This window comes from Pseudomonas sp. CM25, assembly GCF_013179705.1.
In the GTDB taxonomy this organism is placed as follows: domain Bacteria; phylum Pseudomonadota; class Gammaproteobacteria; order Pseudomonadales; family Pseudomonadaceae; genus Aquipseudomonas.
The window spans coordinates 31,826-49,139 of record NZ_JABMCW010000004.1 but is presented as its reverse complement, the minus strand read 5'-3'; the positions used below and the strand labels follow the sequence as shown (position 1 = coordinate 49,139).

The following is a 17,314-nucleotide window of genomic DNA, read 5'->3' as shown; positions in this document are numbered from 1 at the left end:
GTGCAAAGTGGCGCCCTGCGTGTTCATGCACTGGAAAAGGCCGTGGCCTCCAACGAACGCTCGCTGACCTCGACCCGCAAGGGTTTCAAGGAAGGCGGCACCAGCACCAACTCGGATGTGCTCAATGCCGAAGAGCTGCTGTACGACGCGCGCCACGACCTGTTCGAGGCCAAGCTGAACTACCTGATGTCACGGCTGCGCCTGGCCTCGTCGGTGGGCAGCCTGGGGGATGACGATATCGAGCAGATCAACGGCTATCTAGGGCCGGAGTTGATGGTCAGCAACTGATGGGTGGATCCACGCAGGCATGTCACTGCACCGTAGCTGCCCGTTCCACCTTCAGGCTATGATCGGCCATCCTGCCGAGGACGCCCTGACCCATGCCCGTCGACCTGCAAGCGTTGTACCCCAGGCTGATCCACCTGATGCTGGACACGGTGTTCGTGGTCGACCGGGACAACCAGATCGTCTTCGTCAGCGATGCCTGCGAGGCCCTGCTGGGCTACCGGGCCTGCGAACTGGTCGGCACGCCGATCACCGCCTACATGCACCCTGACGACCTGGCTGCCACCCGCGCATCGATCGTGCGGGTGATGAACGGCCAACCGCATTACGACTTTCGCAATCGCTACATCCGCAAGGATGGCGGCATCGTGCACATCCTGTGGGCGGCATCGTGGTCCGAGGAGGCCGAGGCCCGCATCGGCGTGGCGCGCGACGTGACTGCCCAGCGGCAAGCCGAGGACGCGCTGCGCTTCCTGGCTCATCACGACCCGCTGACCCGGCTGGCCAATCGGGCCATGTTCAATGAGCAGCTGGACGCCGCCCTGCACGATGCACACCGCCGGGGTGGCAGGCTGGCACTGCTGTTTGTCGATATCAACGACTTCAAAAGCATCAACGATGTTCACGGCCATGCCGTGGGAGACCGTGTGCTGTGCACGCTGGCCCGGCGCCTGGAGGCCTGCATGCAGGCGACCGACACGGTGGCCCGAATTGGCGGGGATGAATTCACCGTGCTGCTGAACGACATGGCCTCGCAGGATGCCGTTGCCGAGAAAGTGGCCTGTGCCCTCGCTGCCATGGCAGCGCCGCTAGAGGGAGAACTGTCCGGCATCAAGGCGCCCACCTGCAGCATCGGGGTGGCCTGCTACCCTGAAGACGGCAGAGATGCCGACGCACTGTTGCGCCATGCCGATGGCGACATGTACCGGGTCAAGCATCTTTACTCCGCGAAACGGTGACACGCATGCCCAACTCCGACAACGCCCTGCTGGATAGCTGGCAGCATAATGCCAAGGCCTGGATCGACGCGGTGCGCAGCGGCGCCATCGAAAGCCGGCGCCAGGTCACCGACCAGGCCATCCTGCTGGCTATCCTCGGCCGCATGCCCGCACGTGTACTCGACCTGGGCTGTGGTGAGGGCTGGTTGCTGCGGGCGCTGGACGACCGGGGTATTGAAGCCGTGGGCGTCGATGGCGACCGGACGCTGGTGGATGCTGCGCGCGCAGCCGGCTCGGCCGAGGTGCACCTGGCCAGCTACGCACAGTTAGCCGATGGGCAGGCCTTTGTGGGTAAAGACTATGACCTGATCTGTGCCAACTTTGCCCTGTTGCAACAGGACATCATCCCGTTGCTGGCTGCGCTGAAAGGTTTGCTGCGGCCCGGTGCTGCGCTGGTAATCCAGACCCTGCACCCTTGGAGCGTGGCGGGCGGGGATTACCAGGATGGCTGGCGGGAGGAGTCGTTTGCCGGGTTTGCCGGGGCCTGGCAGGTGATGCCCTGGTACTTCCGCACCCTGGCCAGCTGGCTGACTGCGCTGGACATGGCGGGGTTGCGACTGGTCAGCCTGCAGGAACCGCAGCACCCGCAGAGTGCGGTGCCGCAGTCGTTGCTGATGGTGGCTGAACACCTCTGAGAAGCTGCTCCTACAGCAGAAATGGCGCCTTGAGGCCTACAGCACCGGCTTGCGCGCCGCGCCGCTGCGGGCCTTGGCCATGGCGGCCAGGCGCACCGCGACGTTGGCCGCGCCGTAACCGGCATAGCCACCTTTGCGCTGGATGATCTCGAAGAAGAAACGCTCTTCGAACGGCTCGGTGTACACGTGGAACAGCTCGCCACCCTGGGCATCGCGGTCGTACAGCACGTTGTAGTACGCCAGTTCGCTGAGGAACTCGTCATCGAAGTCGAACCGCGCCGCCAGGTCGTCGTAGTAGTTCAGCGGGATCTCCAGCAACGGCACACCGGCCAGCTTGGCCCGCGCCACTTCACGGAAGATGTCGTCGCAATCAAAGGCAATGTGGTGCACCCCTGAACCGCGGTAGCTGGACAACGCATGGGCGATGGCGGTGTTGCGGTTTTCCGAGATGTTCAGCGGCAGGCGCAAGGTGCCGCACTGGCTGCGCAAGGCGCGGCTCTTGACCAGACCATAGGGGTCGGGGAGCACCACCTCGTCATCGGCGGCGAAGTCGAACAGGCTTTTGTAGAACAGCACCCAGCTGTCCAGCGACTCGGCCGGCAGAGCCAGGGCCATGTGGTCGATGCGGCGCAGGCCACCCGTGGCAGTGGCGGCCTGGTCCAGGCTGAAGTCGGTGTCGTACAGGGTCTGGCCGGCAGTGCCCGGCTCCACCAGGTACAGCAGGCTGCCATCCGGCGCGCGGACCGCCGGCACTTCGCACTCGTTGGGGCCGACCAGGCCGCGGAATGGCTGGCCGCGGAACGCCGTGGCGCGCTTCAGCGCGGCCTGCTGGTCCTTGACCCGCAGCGCGGTGGCGCACAACGACGGGCCATGGGCCTCGAAGAAGTTGTGGCCAAAAGAATACGGTTCGGCGTTCAAGACAATGTTGATATCGCCCTGGCGCAGCAGCTGCACATCTTTGCTACGGTGCTTGCCCGCTTCGGCAAAGCCCAGGCGCTTCAGCCAGCTGCCCAGGCGCGCGCCGACGGCTTCGTCGACGGCAAATTCAAGGAACTCCACGCCGTCATAGGTACTGGCTGCAGGGGGGGTGAACAGCACGCCGGGTTCGATTGGCGTGCCTTCCTGCTCCAGGCGCAGGCGGGTGTGCTCTTCGAGGTACAGCAGAGAGCGCAGGCCGTCAGCGGCATTCTGCCGGGGTGGTGCGGCGCGGAAGCCGTCGTTGAAGATTTCCAGCGACAGCGGGCCACGGTAGCCGGTGGCGAGGATCGGCGCGAGGAAACCGGCCATGTCCATTTCGCCCTGCCCCGGGAAGCAGCGGAAGTGGCGGCTCCATTCCAGCACATCCATGGCCAGGATCGGTGCATCGGCCATTTGCACAAAGAAGATCTTGTCGCCGGGTATGTCGCGGATCGCGCTCGGGTCGCCCTTCAGCGACAAGGTATGGAAGCTGTCGAGAATCACACCCAGGGCCGGGTGGTCGGCCTGGCGCACCAGGTCCCACACTTGCTGGTAGGTGTTGACGTGGCGGCCCCAGGCCAGGGCTTCGTAGCCAATGCGCAGGCCACGCTTGCCGGCGTGCTCGGCCAGCAGGCGCAGGTCGTCTACCAGCAGTTGCTCCTCGCCCAGGGCGTCGGCCTGGACGTTGCTGCACACCAGCACCAGGTCGGTGCCCAGTTCCTGCATGAGGTCGAACTTGCGCTCGGCGCGGTCGAGGTTTTTCTGCAGGCGCTCGCGGCGGCAGCCTTCAAAGTCGCGGAACGGCTGGAACAGGGTAATGGCAATGCCCAGATCGGCGCACATCTGGCGTACCTGACGCGGGCTGCCAGCGTAATAAAGAAGGTCGTTTTCGAAGATCTCGACGCCGTCAAAACCGGCGGCGGCGATGGCTTCGAGCTTTTCCGGCAGGGTGCCGCTCAAGGACACGGTAGCGATCGAACGCTGCATGGCGGGAGTTCCTTATTGTTGGAAAATGACGGTGCCAGGCAGGTAAAAACCCCTGTCACAGTTTATGGCACGATCGATTATTCGCAGGTAAAGTCGTCGCTTCAATCCCTTTGTACGGAATGGTTAGTTTTGCGTTCGATTATCGCACAAAACCCGTTTTAACGAATTGCTAGACCGCTGGCCCGTGGTCAACATGAACCACAGACGCAGGCACACCGACCACCGCCTCCTGCCGTGGCGAGAACACCGGCGGAACCTGCGCAAACAACAATAACAACGGAGACAACGATGGCTCACTCCAGCTCGCAAGCCAAGAAAGCGACCGCCAGTGGATGGATAGGCTCGGCACTCGAGTACTACGACTTCTTCATCTATGCCCAGGCCGCTGCACTGATTTTCCCGCAGATCTTCTTCCCCAACACCGACCCTAAAATGGCCATCATTGCCTCGCTGGCCACCTACGGCGTGGGCTACCTGGCGCGCCCGGTCGGCGCCTTCGTGCTGGGCCACTGGGGTGACACCCGCGGTCGCAAGAACGTACTGCTGCTGTGCATGTTCCTGATGGGCCTGTCGACCATGGCAGTGGGCCTTCTGCCCACCTACCACGACATCGGCTTCCTCGCCCCTGCCCTGCTGGTGGTACTGCGCCTGATCCAGGGCTTTGCCGTAGCCGGGGAAATCTCCGGGGCCAGTTCGATGATCATGGAGCACGCGCCCTTCGGCCGACGCGGCTACTACGCCAGCTTCACCCTGCAAGGCGTGCAGGCCGGCCAGGTGATGGCGGCGGCGGTGTTCCTGCCACTGGCCTACTTCATGCCCAGCGAAGCCTTCAACGACTGGGGCTGGCGCATTCCGTTCCTGATGAGCGCCATCGTGCTGATCGCCGGTTTCATCATTCGCAAGGAAGTGCACGAAACCCCGGCGTTCGTGAAGGAAGAGAAGCAGGACAAAGTTGCCAAGTCGCCGATCAGCGAGGCCTTCCGCCACAGCTGGAAGCACATGGTGCTGGTGATGTTCATGGCGTTGATGAACGTGATTCCGGTGGTGGCCACCATCTTCGGAGCGGCCTACGCGGTGCAGCCAGCCTACGGCATCGGCTTCGACAAGAGCGTGTACCTGTGGATTCCGGTGGTCGGCAACATCGTTGCGGTACTGGTGATCCCGTTTGTCGGCAACCTGTCGGACAGGATCGGCCGTCGCCCGACCATGATCGCTGGCTGCCTGGGCTCGGGTCTGCTGGCGTTCGTCTATCTGTATGCGATCAGTATCCAGAACGTACCGCTGGCGTTCGCCGCCTCGATCGTGATGTGGGGCATGGTTTACCAGGGTTACAACGCGGTATTCCCAAGCTTCTACCCAGAACTGTTCCAGACCCGCTACCGGGTATCGGCCATGGCCATCGCGCAGAACGTCGGCACCATGCTGACTGCCATGCTGCCAGCGCTGTTCGCCCTGGTGGCGCCACCCGGCTCGGACAACATCCCGCTGGTAGTGGGTGGGCTGGCATTCTTCATCACTTGCGTGTGCGCCCTGGCGGCCTACATTGCCCCGGAAACTCATCGACTGGCGATGGAAGACCTGGGTAATCCGCAGGCCAAGCCGATGGAGAAAGAGGCGTATGAGGCCAGCCGTAAAGGCAGCTTTCAGGCAGTGAGCCACTGACAGGTTGCACGGGGCTGTCCTGCAGCCCATCGCCGGCAGGCCAGCTCCCACAGGATCGCATCACGCCTGAGGCAGATGCGGTCGTTGTGGGAGCTGGCTTGCCGGCGAATGGGCCGCGAAGCGGCCCGGGCGATTTCAGCTTTTGACAACTTCCTGCAAGTGAGCCCAAAGCCTTTCGACATCCCCGCGCTCGGTCGGCAACGCGCCGATCGACACCCTCACCATCCAGCGCCCGTCCAGCGTCGCTGGCGTCACATAGGCCTCCCCGCTGGCATTCAACCGCTCTGCCCAGCCCCTGGTATGCGCATCCAGCGCCTCCCCTTCCAGCCCTGCCGGCCGGTGGCGAATGCACAAGGTCTGCAACTGCACCGGCGCCAGCACTTCCCACTCTGCCGCCGAGCCAACCTGCCCCGCCAACCACTGGGCATTGTCCAGGTCACGGCGCAACCGCGCCTGCAACGCCTCAACCCCCTCGCTGCGCAACATGAACCACAGCTTCAGCGCACGGAACCGGCGACCCAGTGGGATGCCCCAGTCACGCAGGTTCTTCACCTCGCCATCCACGGCCGACTGCAGGTAGCTGGGGTTGGTGCTCATCACCCGGATCAGGTGCTGCGGGTCGCGTACGTAATAAATGGAGCAATCGAAAGCCACACCCAGCCACTTGTGCGCATTGACCACCACCGAATCGGCCAGCTCGATGCCGTCCCACATCCAGCGGCATTCAGGCAGGATCATCGCCGAGCCGGCCATGGCCGAGTCCACATGCAGCCACAGGCCGTTGGCCTGGGCGATTTCGCCGATCGGGCGCAGCGGGTCGAGGGCGGTCGTGGTCGTGGTGCCGGTGGTGGCGACGACGGCGCACGGCTGGTTGCCAGCAGCCAGGTCCTGCTCGATGGCCGCCTGCAGCGCTTGCGGCTGCAGGGCGTAGCGTGTGTCGGTGGGGATCAGGCGGATATTGTCGCGACCAAAGCCGGCCAGCAGCGCCGCCTTGTCCACCGAGCTGTGGGCGTGGGCACTGACATACACGATCAACGGTTTGGGCTGGGCCTGCAGGCCACCGCGCACCAGGGCGTAGTCACTGGCGCGCTCGCGGGCACTGATCAGCGCCACCAGGGTGCTGGTCGAGGCGGTGTCCTGGATCACCCCGCTCCATTGGCCAGACAGGCCGAGCAGCTGGCGCAGCCAGTCAAGCGTGGTTTCTTCCAGTTCGCTCAAGGCCGGGCTGGATTGCCATGACAGGCCAAGAACGCCCAGGCCGGTGCTGAGGAAGTCGCCGAGTACCGACGACAGGGTGCCGTTGGAGGGGAAGTAGCCGTAGAAATCCGGGTGCTGCCAATGGGACAGGCCGGGCATGACCAGCTGGTTGACGTCGGCGAGGATCGCTTCGAATGGCTCGCCTTGCCGGGGGGCAGCTGCAGGCAAGGCAGACTTCAGGTACCCGGGCTCGACCTGGGCCATGACCGGGCGTTCGCCGACGGTTGTGCGGTAGTCGGCGATCATGTCGATCAGTTGGTGGCCGTACTGGCGGAATTGTTCTGGGGTCACGTGGGGGCTCCTGAGGTTAGTCCGCTGCCTGTGCCGGCCCTTTCGCGGGTGAACCCGCTCCCACAAGCGCCCGCTGATGTGGAAGCGGGTTCACCCGCGAAAGGGCCGGTACAGGCAACACAATGCCCCCAGTCTAGGCACCTGTGCCCAGACTATTAACCCCGCATCACGCATACCTGCTATGGCAAACCCGCATGCCCACCCTGCACGCCGAACTGCGACTGGCGCCACAACTCGAATACCCGGTTGCGCAACCAGCGGTGCTCGGCCGAAGCCTGCAGGCGCTGGTGCCACACCACCCAGTAGCGCTGGCTGTGGTCGATGAAGCCCAGCGGCCGCCAGGCCAGGTGATGCAGGCGGCTCAGTTGCCGGGCAATATGTTCGGGCACCGTAGCCACAGCCAGGCTGTTGGCGATCACCTGCACAGTGGCCGAGAAGAACGGCACCTCCAGGCTGACCCGCCGCTGCAGGCCCTGAGCGCGCAGGTGGCGGTCGATGAAGCTGTCTTTGTCACCCCCGCCGGAGATACGCACATGCTTGTGCGCCAGGTAATCGGCCTGGCTGAGCGTGGTGTGAGCGGCCAACGGATGATCCTGGCGCATCAGGCACACCGCGCGGTCCTCGCCCAGCAAGCGCCCGTGCAGGTTGGGCGGCGACTCGTCGAACAAGGTGGTGGCCAGGTCGATCTCGCCACTGGCCAGCAAGGCATACTGCCCGGCCTGCCAGGTACGGTATTCCAGCGACACACCGGGTGCTTCACGCTCCAGTGCGGCGACCAGCAACGGCAGCATGTGCTCGGCCACGTAATCCGAGGCGGCCAGGCAGAAGCGCCGCTCGCAACGCGCCGGGTCGAACACCGCGGGCTGGCGCAGGGCGTGCAGTTCTTCAAGGACTTGCCGCAGGGGTTCGACCAGCGCTTCGGCGTACTCGCTGAGTACGTAGCCACGGCCCTGGCGTACCAGCAACGGATCATCGAAGGCTTCGCGCAGGTGGGCCAGCTGACGGCTCAGGGCGGACTGGCTGACGCCCAGACGCTCAGCGGCGTGGCTGAGGTTTTTCAGCTGCAACAGGTGGTCGAGGGTGCGCAGGTGGGCAAGGCTGAGGGAGGCGAAAGCGGGGTTCATGCAGGCTCCCTGCGGTGAAATTCAGAAGCCCGCTCCTACAAAATACCTGTGGGAGCGGGCGAGCCCGCGAAGGGCCGCAAGGCGACCCCGGAATTTACGCGGTCAGACCGACGTACACGTTCTGCACGTCATCGTTCTCGTCGATGGCCTCGAGGAACGCTTCAACCTCGGCCAGCGCCTCGGCACTGAGGCTGGCCGCGCTTACCGGGTTTTTCGGGGTGTAGCCGATCTTCGCCGAGGTCACGGTGAAGCCATGCTCCGGCAGGGCCTTCTGCACCGCGTCGAGGTCGGTGGTGTCGGTGATGAACAGGGTCGAGCCCTCTTCTTCACCTTCCTCGAAGTCCTGGGCGCCGGCTTCGATGGCGGCCATTTCCGGGTCGGCATCGCCTTCGGCAGTGGCTTCGATCAGGCCGACATGGTTGAAGTCCCAGGCCACCGAACCGCTGGCACCCAGCTGCCCCTTGCGGAACAGCACGCGGATCTGCGCGACGGTACGGTTGATGTTGTCGGTGAGGCACTCGACGATCAGCGGCACCTGGTGCGGGGCGAAGCCTTCGTAGCTGACCGCGTGGTACTGCACGGCATCACCGTCCAGGCCGGCACCCTTGCGGATTGCCCGGTCCAGGGTCTCGCGGGTCATCGAAGCCTTCTTGGCCTGCACGATGGCCAGGCGCAGGCGCGGGTTCATGTCGGGATCGGCGCCCGATTTGGCCGCGATCTGGATTTCCTTGGACAGCTTGCCCATGATCTTGCCCTTGGCGTTGGCAGCTGTTTCTCTATGCTTGGCTTTCCACTGTGCGCCCATGTCGACTCTCTTGTTTCAGCGGCCGGTTCCGGAAGCGACCGGCCAAAAGTGGGTGCAGTTTATACGCCCTCAGGCACGGGATCGACAAGAAATCGCATCAGCCTTTATCGGCCTTGCCCGCCGCCGCGGCAAACCGCGCCAGGCGCACATCCAGCCTGCGCGGGCGCAAGCCGTGGTCTTCGGCGCGCTCCTTGCGACGGATGGCATTGCGCACCATCAGCGAGCCCAGGTAGCGGATCGGCTCGGGCGGGAACAGCCCCAGCGGCCCCTTGACCAGCGGTGAGCGGGTCCACGGGTTGTCCAGCCCCAGTGCCAGCGACGAGAGAATCTGCCCGCCCATATGGCACGGCCCGACGCCGCTGCCGGAATAGCCAAAGCCGTAGAACACATTGCCCTGCCCGTCCAGCCGGCCAAAGAATGGCAGGCCGGTTACCGAGCGGTCCGACGGCCCGTTCCAGCTGGCCGCCAGCGGCACGTCGGCCAGCGCCGGGAAAAACCCGCCCAGGCTTTCGCGCAGCAAGGGCCGGTACGGCGATGGCTGGTCGAACACCGGCAACATGCGCCCGCCATAGGCAAAGGTATTACCGCCCTTGCCGAGCATCAGCCGGCCATCGGAGGTGTTATGGTAGTAATGCACGAAGATGCGCGAGTCGAGCACGCTGATGCCGCTGTCCAGGCCGACCTGGCTCAGCAGGTCGGGGCACGGTTCGGTGATCACCATGTCGCTGGAGACAATCGCCACGCTGCGCTCGAACTGCGGGAAGGCCCGCGCCATCCAGGCATTCAGGCCCAGCACCACGCGATCGGCACGCAGCGTGCCATGGGCGGTGCGCACCTGCACCGGGGCGCCGTGCTCCAGGCCGGTCATGGCGGTGCCCTCATGGATGCGCACGCCGCGCTGCAAGGCCACACGGCGCAGCCCGCGCACCAGCTTGCCTGGCTGCACAGTGGCTGCCGCGGGTGAAAACCAGCCCTCCAGGTGCCGCGCCGACCCTGCCAGGCGCTGCACCTGCTGCAACGGCAGACGGCTGAAGGAATTGATGCCCTTGTGCTCCAGCGCGGCGATTACTGCGTCGGTCGCCCCGATCTGGGCCGCGTTGGTGGCGGTGTACAGCGTGCCGTCCAGGCGATAGTCGCAGTCGATGCCATTGGCCGTGCAAAACGCGCCGATGTCACCGATGCTGCGCTCCGACTCCTGCACCAGGCGCACAGCCTCTGCCGGTCCGAACAAGCGCTCGAGGGTGAAGTACTTGGCCGACCAGGACAGCGCACACCCACCGTTGCGGCCACTGGCACCGGCACCGCAGATATCGGCCTCGATCAGCACGATATCCAGGGCCGGCGCTGCCTCCTTGAGCATCAATGCAGTCCACAGACCGGTGTAGCCGCCGCCGACGATGCATACATCGCAACGGGCATCGCCTTGCAGGGGCGGGCACACCGCCTCCTGCGCCGAATCCAGGGCCTGTTGCAGCCAGAACGGTCTCATTCGCTCGCTTTCCTTTCAGGTACGCAGTGGCTTGATTGCCATGCTGGTGTTCGGCGCCACATCGGCACTGTGCGCAGCGCTGGCGGGGCGGCTGTTCCAATGCGGCAGCAGCACCAGTGCCGAGAACAGCGCGCAGCCGGCGAACACGATGAACACCGTAACGCCATCGAAGTAACCCGGCAGCAGCCCGCCCAGCACCGCCCCCACCGAACCGCAACCGTTGACGAAGCCCGCCGCGGTGGCACCGGCCTTGGCCGTGCCGAAGTCGATCGCAGCAGCACCACTGATCATCGAGTCTGGCCCGTAGAGGGTCAGGCCCATCACGAACAGCAGGGCCACCACCAGCATCACGCTGCCGGTGTCCATGGCGGCCATGAACAGCGCCAGGGTCACGGTCAGCAGCACCAGGCTGATGACACACGCCGGCATGCGCCTGGCGCCGAACAGCTTGTCCGAGGCCAGGCCGATGATGATCGGGCCAAGCAGTCCGGCCAGTTCGAAGGCTGTGGGGATGATTGCCGCGCCAACCTTGCCCACCGACGGCATCTGCTCGAAGACGATCACCGGCCCCCACAGCAGGATCGCGTAGCGCGCCGGCTTCAACAGGAAATACGCCAGGCCGAGGGTCAGTACCGTGCGGTTGCGCATGATCTCCTGCAGCGGTGCCCACACACTGCACAGGTTGCCGGCCGGGGCCATGCTCTGCGGCTCGGGCTCCACCGCTGGCAAACCGACGTCTTCAGGCTTGTTGCGCTGCAGGAAGAAGAACAGCACGGCCACCAGCGCCACCACCGCGGCACTGGAGAAGAACGCCGCATGCCAGGTGCCGACCAGGGTATAGGCCCACCAGCCGGCAAACGGCGAGGCCACCAGGCCGCCAAAGGCGTAGCAGGAGCTCCACAGGCCCAGCACCCGGCCACGCTGCGAGGCAGGGAAGAAACTGCCGATGTTCTTGCACAACCCGGCCCAGCCAGTGGATTGCGCCAGCCCCTGAACCAGCATGCAGGTGGCAAAAATCGGGAAGGTGGCATAGCTGCCCATCACCACCGCCGCCACTGCCGATATCAGCAGGCCGCCAAGCACCACCACGCGCGGCCCGAAGCGGTCGGCGAGCATGCCCCAGGTAAACTGGCCAACCGCATAGGCGGCCAGGTAGATGGCGTCGAGGTTGGCCATGGCGGCCTTGTCGAGCATGAAAGCCGGGTCTTCGGCGATGCCCAGCTTGGCCACCGAAAACGCCTTGCGGGTGAAATAGAAGGCGGCGTAGGCCAGCCAGGTTATCGCAAAAATCTGCATGCGCCAGCGTTTGAACGTGGCTAGGGAATTATTCATATGAGTCTGACCTCTTGCTCAAGTGTGCCGGCAGAATGTGAAAAAACGCCTGTCTTGTTGTTGTGTTGCGCACAGCGATGACGAGGCTGTCATCGGGTCAGATGGCGCCGTGTGAGCGCCATGGCCCTGGCGGGCACTTGTGGTGTTCGCGTCGGGCTGAACGGTATGGAAACAGTTGCTGACTGATAAATAAAATCGATTTATCGTATTTCACACATAAGCCCAGCTTGTTACTGAGGTCGTCATGTCGGTTTCCCACGCACAACTCAAGGCCTTTCACGCAGTGGCCGTGCACGGCAGCTTTACCCGCGCTGCACAAAAGCTGTTTCTTACCCAGCCGGCGGTGTCGGACCAGGTACGCAAACTGGAGGAACGGTTCGGTGTATTGCTGTTCCACCGCAACAAGCGCTCGGTGCAACTGACCGACCTGGGCGAGCGCCTGTTGGGCATCAGCCAGCGCCTGTTTGCCTGCGAAGCCGAGGCCCATGAGCTGCTGCAGGACTCACGCGCCCTGCACACCGGCAGCCTGGTGCTGGCGGTGGATGCGCCGGTGCACGTGCTGCCGCAGATCGCCCGCTTCTGCCAGCGCTACCCGGGCATCCAGGTGAAGATCGAGACCGGCAACACCGATGAATCGCTGGCCAGGCTGTTCAGCTACCAGGCCGACCTGGCCCTGCTTGGCCGGGATGTCGATGATCAGCGCCTGCATTGCCTGCCGCTGCGCCGCGACCCGATGGTGGCGTTCGTTTCGCACAACCACCCGTGGGCCAGCCGCGGCTCGATCAGCCTTGCCGACCTGGACGACACGCCACTGGTGCTGCGCGAGCCGGGCTCGGTGACGCGGCAGACTTTGGAAGAAGAGATGCAGCGGGCCGGGTTGCGGATACGCCCGGCCATCCAGGTGGAGGGCCGGGAGGCGGCGCGTGAAGCGGTAGTGGTGGGGATTGGCGTGGGCGTGGTGTCGGCGGCAGAGTTTGGTGCCGATGCGCGGGTGTGTGCGTTGCCGATCATTGACTGCCAGCGGCACCTGACCGAAACACTGGTATGCCTGCGCGAACAGCGAACGCGGCGGGTGGTGGCGACCTTTTTGCAGATGGTCGAGGAAGGGGTGCAAGTCTGGGCTGGGCCTATTGCCGGCACTGCCAGCCCGGCTATGCTGGAATAACCTCACCCCGCAAACCGATCACCCATGCTCTACCGCCTCGCCGCCGACAGTCTGGTCCTGCTGCACCTGGCCTTCATCCTGCTGGTCCTGTTCGGCGGGCTGCTGGTGCTGCGTTGGCGCCCTACCCTGCTGCTGCACCTGCCAGCCCTGGCCTGGGGCCTGGCGGTGGAATGCCTGCAGTTGGGCTGCCCGCTCACCCGCTGGGAAAACCGAATGCGCGAAGCTGCGGGTGACGCGGGCTACGAGGGCGGTTTCGTCGAGCATTACGTTTGGCCACTGATCTACCCCACAGGGCTTACACCGCAGATCCAGTTGCTGATGGGCGGTTTCGTGCTGCTGCTCAACCTTGGCATCTACAGCTACGCGGCCCGGCGCTGGCACCGCCCTAGCGGGTAGCGATCAGGAACAGGCGCGGGAACGGCAACAGCACCTTGCCGTCGGTGGCTGGCGGGTAATCGCGCTGCATGGCCTGCAGGTACATCTGCAGGAAAATGGCCTGTTCCGCCGCGTCCAGGCGTGCCAGGTAGGGCCGAAGGGCCGAACCCTTGAACCACTCCACCACCGCTTCCGCGCCACCGGGCAGCGGGTGGTGATAGGTGGTACGCCACACATCCACGCGAGTGCACAGCGGGCTGAGCAGGTCATAGTAGAACGCCGCGCTGTGCCGTGGCGGCAGCTGGAAGTCTGCAAACTTCGCCGCCCAGGGGCCTTGGCTGGCGATTTCGCGCAGCTGACGGTGAGCCGGTTCGTCGAGGTTATCAGGCGTTTGCACGGCCAGGCTGGCACCTTCACTGAGTTGGCGCACCAGGTGCGGGTACAGCGAGGCGTGGTCGGCTACCCACTGCAGCGAGGCATTGGCCAGGATCAGGTCCTGCGGCTCAGGCGCGGACCAGCCGGCAATGTCAGCCACGGCCGTGCGTACCCGGGGGATACACAGGCGTTTGCGCTGGCGGGCCTTGTCAATCATGTCCGGGTCGCTGTCCAGCGCGGTTACCTGGGCATCTGGGTAACGTTGCAGCAGCACTTCGGTGGAGTTGCCAGGGCCGCAGCCCAGGTCGGTGGCGTGGCGCACCGGGCGCGCTGGCACGGCGGCAAGCAGGTCGCGCACGGCGCGGGTGCGTTCATCTTCGAACAGGGAATACTGGGTGGCGGACCAGGCCATGTGTGGCTCCTTTGGGCAGGCAATGTGCACAGCATATGCTATCTGCCGGCTGTGAGGGCCTTACTCCTGCTCCGCCAGCAATGCCTGTATCACCTGCTCCTGCCCCGCATAATCCCCCTCGCCAAAGTGCACATGGCGCACCTGCCCCTTGCGGTCGACGAAGTAATGCGCCGGCCAGAACTGGTTGCCCCAGGCATTCCACACTTTGTAGTCATTGTCGGCCGCAACCGGATAACCGATCCCCAGCTTGGCCACCTTGTCGCGCAGGGTATCCAGATCATGCTCGTAGTCGTACTCCGGCGTATGCACCCCGACCACCACCAGCCCCTGGTCGGCATAACGCCGCGCCCAGTCGTTGACATGCGGCAGGCTGCGCTGGCAGTTGATGCAGTCCCAGGTCCAGAAGTCCACCAGCACAACCTTGCCTTTGAGCGCCGGAGCATCCAGTGGCGCGGAGTTCAGCCAATGGCTGGCGCCCGACAGCGCCGGCATGGCGCCGTAGCTGTCACGGGGCATCAGCTGCCCGGCCAGGCCCAGACCGGCTGCGACCAGGGCAATACCTCCTACTAGCAACAGCAGGCGTCGATCAGTTCTCATGGCAACCGCCGGTGGCGTAGCTGCGGTACTGCACGCTCTGCTGCTGACCCTTGGAATCGAGGTAGTCCATGCGGGTATTCACCAAGCCGCAAGCGTTGCTCTGGTCATCCTGAACCGACAGTACTTTTTTCACATCCAGCTGATCGCCGTAGCGGTACTGCATGGGGCTGCCTTCATGCATTGGGGCGGTGGCGGCCTGGGCGGCGATAGCGCCGCAGCCGAGCACGGCGAACAGGCTGGCGCTGGCGAAGGTCTTGAAGTTCATGGCATCTCTCCTGTGTAGCACTGGGTATGGGGAGTGTTGCTCCCCGGTCGAGAGCCATTTGACGCCTGCCAGGTATCCCATATGTGTCGCCCGAAGCGTGATGTGCTTCCTGCTGTATCCATGCCCAGGCCAGATACACTGCAATACAAAACCCCGCAGGCACGCGCGAGCGTGCTCTGTACACTGCGGCAAAGCCCACTTACACAGGAACGCTGCGCATGGAACACGTCGATCACATCCTGATCGTCGACGACGACCGCGAGATCCGCGAACTGGTCGGCAACTACCTGAAAAAGAACGGCCTGCGCACCAGCATCGTCGCCGACGGCCGGCAGATGCGCGCCTTTCTCGAAGCCAACAGCGTCGACCTCATCGTCCTCGACATCATGATGCCCGGCGACGACGGCCTGCTGCTGTGCCGCGAATTGCGCGCCGGCAAGCACCGCAACACCCCGGTGTTGATGCTGACCGCGCGCAACGACGAAACCGATCGCATCATCGGCCTGGAGATGGGCGCCGACGATTACCTGACCAAGCCGTTCTCGGCACGCGAACTGCTGGCTCGCATCAACGCCGTGCTGCGCCGCACGCGCATGCTGCCGCCCAACCTGACCATTAGTGAAAGCAGCCGCCTGCTCGGTTTCGGCCAGTGGCGCCTGGACACCACCGCGCGTCATCTGCTCGACAGCGAAGGTACCCTGGTAGCCCTGAGTGGCGCCGAGTACCGCCTGCTGCGGGTGTTTCTCGACCACCCGCAGCGGGTGCTCAGCCGGGAGCAGCTGCTGAACCTGACCCAGGGCCGTGAAGCCGACATCTTCGACCGCTCCATCGACCTGCTGGTCAGCCGCCTGCGCCAGCGCCTGGGTGACGATGCCCGCGAGCCAAGCTGCATCAAGACCGTGCGCAGCGAGGGCTATGTGTTCTCGCTGCCGGTGCAACTGCTCGAGTCGCCCGCATGAAATGGCCACGGACGCTGGCCTCGCGCCTGGCACTGATCTTCTTCACCGGCCTGGTGCTCGCCTACGGCCTGTCGTTCGGCCTGCAGGCCTACGAACGCTATATCAGCAGCCGCTCGATGATGCTCAGCAACCTGGAGCAGGACGTGGCCACCTCAGTGGCCATCCTCGACCGCTTGCCCGCCGCCGAACGCGCAGCCTGGCTGCCGCGCCTGGAACGGCGCACCTACCGCTACCGCCTGGACCAGGGCCTGACGGGCGAGGCCATGCCCAGCAGCGACCCACCCATGGCTGCCGAGTCGATCGTCAAGGCCATCGGCAGTGACTACCGCCTGACCTTCGAGGAGATCCCCGGCCCGAATGCGCACTTCCAGGCCCACCTCACCCTGGCCGACGGTACGCCGCTGACCATCGACGTGACCCCGACCCCAGTCCCGGTGGCCCGTTGGCTGCCAGTGGTATTGCTGATCCAGCTGGCGGTGCTGTTACTGTGCACCTGGCTGGCGGTACGCCTGGCCATCGGCCCGCTTACCCGCCTTTCCCGTGCGGTGGATAGCCTCGATCCGGACAAGCCCGGCGTGCAACTGGATGAAACCGGCCCGCGCGAGGTGCGCTACGCCGCTGCGGCCTTCAACGCCCTGCAGGCACGAATTGCTGCCCATCTCAAAGAGCGCATGCAGCTGCTGGCGGCCATTTCGCACGATCTGCAAACGCCGATCACGCGGATGAAGCTGCGTGTCGAAGTGATGGATGATGGCCTCGAGAAAGACAAGTTGTGGAGCGACCTGGGCGAGATGGAGCACCTGGTGCGCGAAGGCGTGGCCTATGCCCGCAGCATGGACACCAGCACCGAGGCCCCGTGCCGGGTCAACCTCGATGCCTTCCTCGACAGCCTGGTGTTCGACTACCAGGACAGCGGCGCCCAAGTCCAGCGCCGCGGCAGCAGCGTAAGCCTGCTTCAAACCCGCCCGCACGCCCTGCGCCGGGTACTGGTGAACCTGGTCGACAACGCACTCAAGTTTGCGGGCGCCGCGGAGCTCGAAGTGTGCAGTGAGGGCGGCACTACAGTGATCCGCGTGCTCGACAACGGGCCAGGCATACCGGGTGGCGAGCTGGAAGACGTGCTCAAGCCGTTCTACCGGGTAGAAGGGTCACGCAACCGCAGCACCGGAGGCACCGGGCTGGGGCTGGCCATCGCTCATCAATTGATCCAGGCGATGGGTGGGCGGTTGACCCTTAGCAACCGCAAAGGTGGCGGGCTTTGCGCTCAGATCGAGCTCAACTGACTGGCAGGTCCGCTTCAAAAATCCAGCATTCTCTGAAGGGTTTCTACAATCCGATACACAA

General features: G+C 64.6%; 17 protein-coding genes. 8 read left to right on the top strand and 9 right to left on the bottom strand.

What is annotated here, in order from left to right:
• From HP546_RS01070 to HP546_RS01060, 3 genes are all read left to right on the top strand, one after another.
• Nucleotides 1-288: TolC family protein (locus tag HP546_RS01070; protein ID WP_172218805.1), on the top strand; the 288-nt coding region annotated here is incomplete at its 5' end.
• Nucleotides 289-380: 92 nt separating this feature from the next.
• Nucleotides 381-1,244, top strand: a complete 864-nt coding sequence (locus HP546_RS01065) for a sensor domain-containing diguanylate cyclase (RefSeq protein ID WP_172218804.1) — start codon at nt 381-383, stop codon at nt 1,242-1,244.
• A gap of 5 nt (nt 1,245-1,249) precedes the next feature.
• A complete protein-coding gene (locus HP546_RS01060) occupies nt 1,250-1,918 on the top strand; it encodes a bifunctional 2-polyprenyl-6-hydroxyphenol methylase/3-demethylubiquinol 3-O-methyltransferase UbiG (protein ID WP_172218803.1) in 669 nt (222 codons plus the stop codon).
• Between the two features lie 36 nt (nt 1,919-1,954).
• On the opposite strand, the gene quiC is transcribed toward HP546_RS01060, so the two are convergent.
• Nucleotides 1,955-3,862, bottom strand: a complete 1,908-nt coding sequence (gene quiC, locus HP546_RS01055) for a 3-dehydroshikimate dehydratase QuiC (RefSeq protein WP_172218801.1) — start codon at nt 3,860-3,862, stop codon at nt 1,955-1,957.
• Nucleotides 3,863-4,150: 288 nt separating this feature from the next.
• On the opposite strand from quiC, the gene HP546_RS01050 reads away from it, so the two are divergent.
• Nucleotides 4,151-5,524 carry an MFS transporter gene (locus HP546_RS01050; protein WP_172218799.1) on the top strand — a complete coding sequence of 458 codons (1,374 nt, stop codon included), beginning with the start codon at nt 4,151-4,153 and terminating at the stop codon, nt 5,522-5,524.
• Nucleotides 5,525-5,659: 135 nt separating this feature from the next.
• On the opposite strand, the gene HP546_RS01045 is transcribed toward HP546_RS01050, so the two are convergent.
• The 5 genes from HP546_RS01045 to HP546_RS01025 form a co-directional block, all read right to left on the bottom strand.
• The gene (locus HP546_RS01045; protein WP_172218797.1) at nt 5,660-7,072 is read right to left on the bottom strand and encodes a DOPA decarboxylase; all 1,413 of its coding nucleotides are present in this window, start codon (nt 7,070-7,072) and stop codon (nt 5,660-5,662) included.
• Nucleotides 7,073-7,251: 179 nt separating this feature from the next.
• Nucleotides 7,252-8,196, bottom strand: a complete 945-nt coding sequence (locus HP546_RS01040; RefSeq protein ID WP_172218795.1) for a LysR family transcriptional regulator — start codon at nt 8,194-8,196, stop codon at nt 7,252-7,254.
• A gap of 94 nt (nt 8,197-8,290) precedes the next feature.
• Nucleotides 8,291-9,001, bottom strand: coding sequence for a YebC/PmpR family DNA-binding transcriptional regulator (locus HP546_RS01035; RefSeq protein ID WP_172218793.1), 711 nt, complete (start codon nt 8,999-9,001; stop codon nt 8,291-8,293).
• A 97-nt stretch (nt 9,002-9,098) separates the two neighbouring features.
• A complete protein-coding gene (locus tag HP546_RS01030) occupies nt 9,099-10,490 on the bottom strand; it encodes an FAD-dependent oxidoreductase (RefSeq protein WP_172218791.1) in 1,392 nt (463 codons plus the stop codon).
• 15 nt (nt 10,491-10,505) lie between these two features.
• Nucleotides 10,506-11,822, bottom strand: coding sequence for an MFS transporter (locus HP546_RS01025; RefSeq protein WP_172218789.1), 1,317 nt, complete (start codon nt 11,820-11,822; stop codon nt 10,506-10,508).
• Nucleotides 11,823-12,066: 244 nt separating this feature from the next.
• Between HP546_RS01025 and HP546_RS01020 the strand changes: the two genes are divergently transcribed.
• On the top strand, nt 12,067-12,987 hold the full coding sequence (locus HP546_RS01020) for a LysR substrate-binding domain-containing protein (protein WP_172218787.1): 921 nt from the start codon (nt 12,067-12,069) through the stop codon (nt 12,985-12,987).
• A gap of 24 nt (nt 12,988-13,011) precedes the next feature.
• Entirely contained in the window at nt 13,012-13,383 is a 372-nt protein-coding gene (locus tag HP546_RS01015) for a DUF2784 domain-containing protein (protein ID WP_172218785.1), read from the top strand.
• On the opposite strand, the gene tam is transcribed toward HP546_RS01015, so the two are convergent.
• The 3 genes from tam to HP546_RS01000 are packed head-to-tail and all read right to left on the bottom strand — an operon-like array spanning nt 13,373 to nt 15,011.
• A complete protein-coding gene (tam, locus tag HP546_RS01010) occupies nt 13,373-14,149 on the bottom strand; it encodes a trans-aconitate 2-methyltransferase (protein WP_172218783.1) in 777 nt (258 codons plus the stop codon). The genes HP546_RS01015 and tam overlap by 11 nt on opposite strands.
• A gap of 60 nt (nt 14,150-14,209) precedes the next feature.
• Nucleotides 14,210-14,746 (bottom strand): thioredoxin family protein, encoded by a 537-nt coding sequence (locus tag HP546_RS01005; protein WP_172218781.1) that lies wholly within the window; start codon nt 14,744-14,746, stop codon nt 14,210-14,212.
• Nucleotides 14,736-15,011: a DUF2790 domain-containing protein gene (locus tag HP546_RS01000; RefSeq protein WP_172218779.1), complete on the bottom strand. Its 276-nt coding sequence runs from the start codon at nt 15,009-15,011 to the stop codon at nt 14,736-14,738. Before HP546_RS01000 ends, HP546_RS01005 begins: the two co-directional genes overlap by 11 nt.
• 218 nt (nt 15,012-15,229) lie before the next feature.
• On the opposite strand from HP546_RS01000, the gene HP546_RS00995 reads away from it, so the two are divergent.
• Nucleotides 15,230-15,970 (top strand): response regulator, encoded by a 741-nt coding sequence (locus tag HP546_RS00995; protein ID WP_172218777.1) that lies wholly within the window; start codon nt 15,230-15,232, stop codon nt 15,968-15,970.
• Nucleotides 15,967-17,253 carry a HAMP domain-containing sensor histidine kinase gene (locus tag HP546_RS00990; RefSeq protein ID WP_172218775.1) on the top strand — a complete coding sequence of 429 codons (1,287 nt, stop codon included), beginning with the start codon at nt 15,967-15,969 and terminating at the stop codon, nt 17,251-17,253. The genes HP546_RS00995 and HP546_RS00990 overlap by 4 nt, the downstream gene beginning before the upstream one ends.
• The last annotated feature ends 61 nt before the right edge of the window (nt 17,254-17,314 follow it).

Excerpts from the sequence above, each read along its gene's own strand:
- tam (WP_172218783.1), bottom strand. The coding sequence starts at position 14,149 with ATGGCCTGGTCCGCCACCCAGTATTCCCTGTTCGAAGATGAACGCACC.
- HP546_RS01000 (WP_172218779.1), bottom strand. The coding sequence starts at position 15,011 with ATGAACTTCAAGACCTTCGCCAGCGCCAGCCTGTTCGCCGTGCTCGGC.
- quiC (WP_172218801.1), bottom strand. The coding sequence starts at position 3,862 with ATGCAGCGTTCGATCGCTACCGTGTCCTTGAGCGGCACCCTGCCGGAA.
- HP546_RS01060 (WP_172218803.1), top strand. The coding sequence starts at position 1,250 with ATGCCCAACTCCGACAACGCCCTGCTGGATAGCTGGCAGCATAATGCC.
- HP546_RS00995 (WP_172218777.1), top strand. The coding sequence starts at position 15,230 with ATGGAACACGTCGATCACATCCTGATCGTCGACGACGACCGCGAGATC.
- HP546_RS01005 (WP_172218781.1), bottom strand. The coding sequence starts at position 14,746 with ATGAGAACTGATCGACGCCTGCTGTTGCTAGTAGGAGGTATTGCCCTG.
- HP546_RS01025 (WP_172218789.1), bottom strand. The coding sequence starts at position 11,822 with ATGAATAATTCCCTAGCCACGTTCAAACGCTGGCGCATGCAGATTTTT.
- HP546_RS00990 (WP_172218775.1), top strand. The coding sequence starts at position 15,967 with ATGAAATGGCCACGGACGCTGGCCTCGCGCCTGGCACTGATCTTCTTC.
- HP546_RS01035 (WP_172218793.1), bottom strand. The coding sequence starts at position 9,001 with ATGGGCGCACAGTGGAAAGCCAAGCATAGAGAAACAGCTGCCAACGCC.
- HP546_RS01030 (WP_172218791.1), bottom strand. The coding sequence starts at position 10,490 with ATGAGACCGTTCTGGCTGCAACAGGCCCTGGATTCGGCGCAGGAGGCG.
- HP546_RS01015 (WP_172218785.1), top strand. The coding sequence starts at position 13,012 with ATGCTCTACCGCCTCGCCGCCGACAGTCTGGTCCTGCTGCACCTGGCC.
- HP546_RS01050 (WP_172218799.1), top strand. The coding sequence starts at position 4,151 with ATGGCTCACTCCAGCTCGCAAGCCAAGAAAGCGACCGCCAGTGGATGG.
- HP546_RS01020 (WP_172218787.1), top strand. The coding sequence starts at position 12,067 with ATGTCGGTTTCCCACGCACAACTCAAGGCCTTTCACGCAGTGGCCGTG.
- HP546_RS01040 (WP_172218795.1), bottom strand. The coding sequence starts at position 8,196 with ATGAACCCCGCTTTCGCCTCCCTCAGCCTTGCCCACCTGCGCACCCTC.
- HP546_RS01065 (WP_172218804.1), top strand. The coding sequence starts at position 381 with ATGCCCGTCGACCTGCAAGCGTTGTACCCCAGGCTGATCCACCTGATG.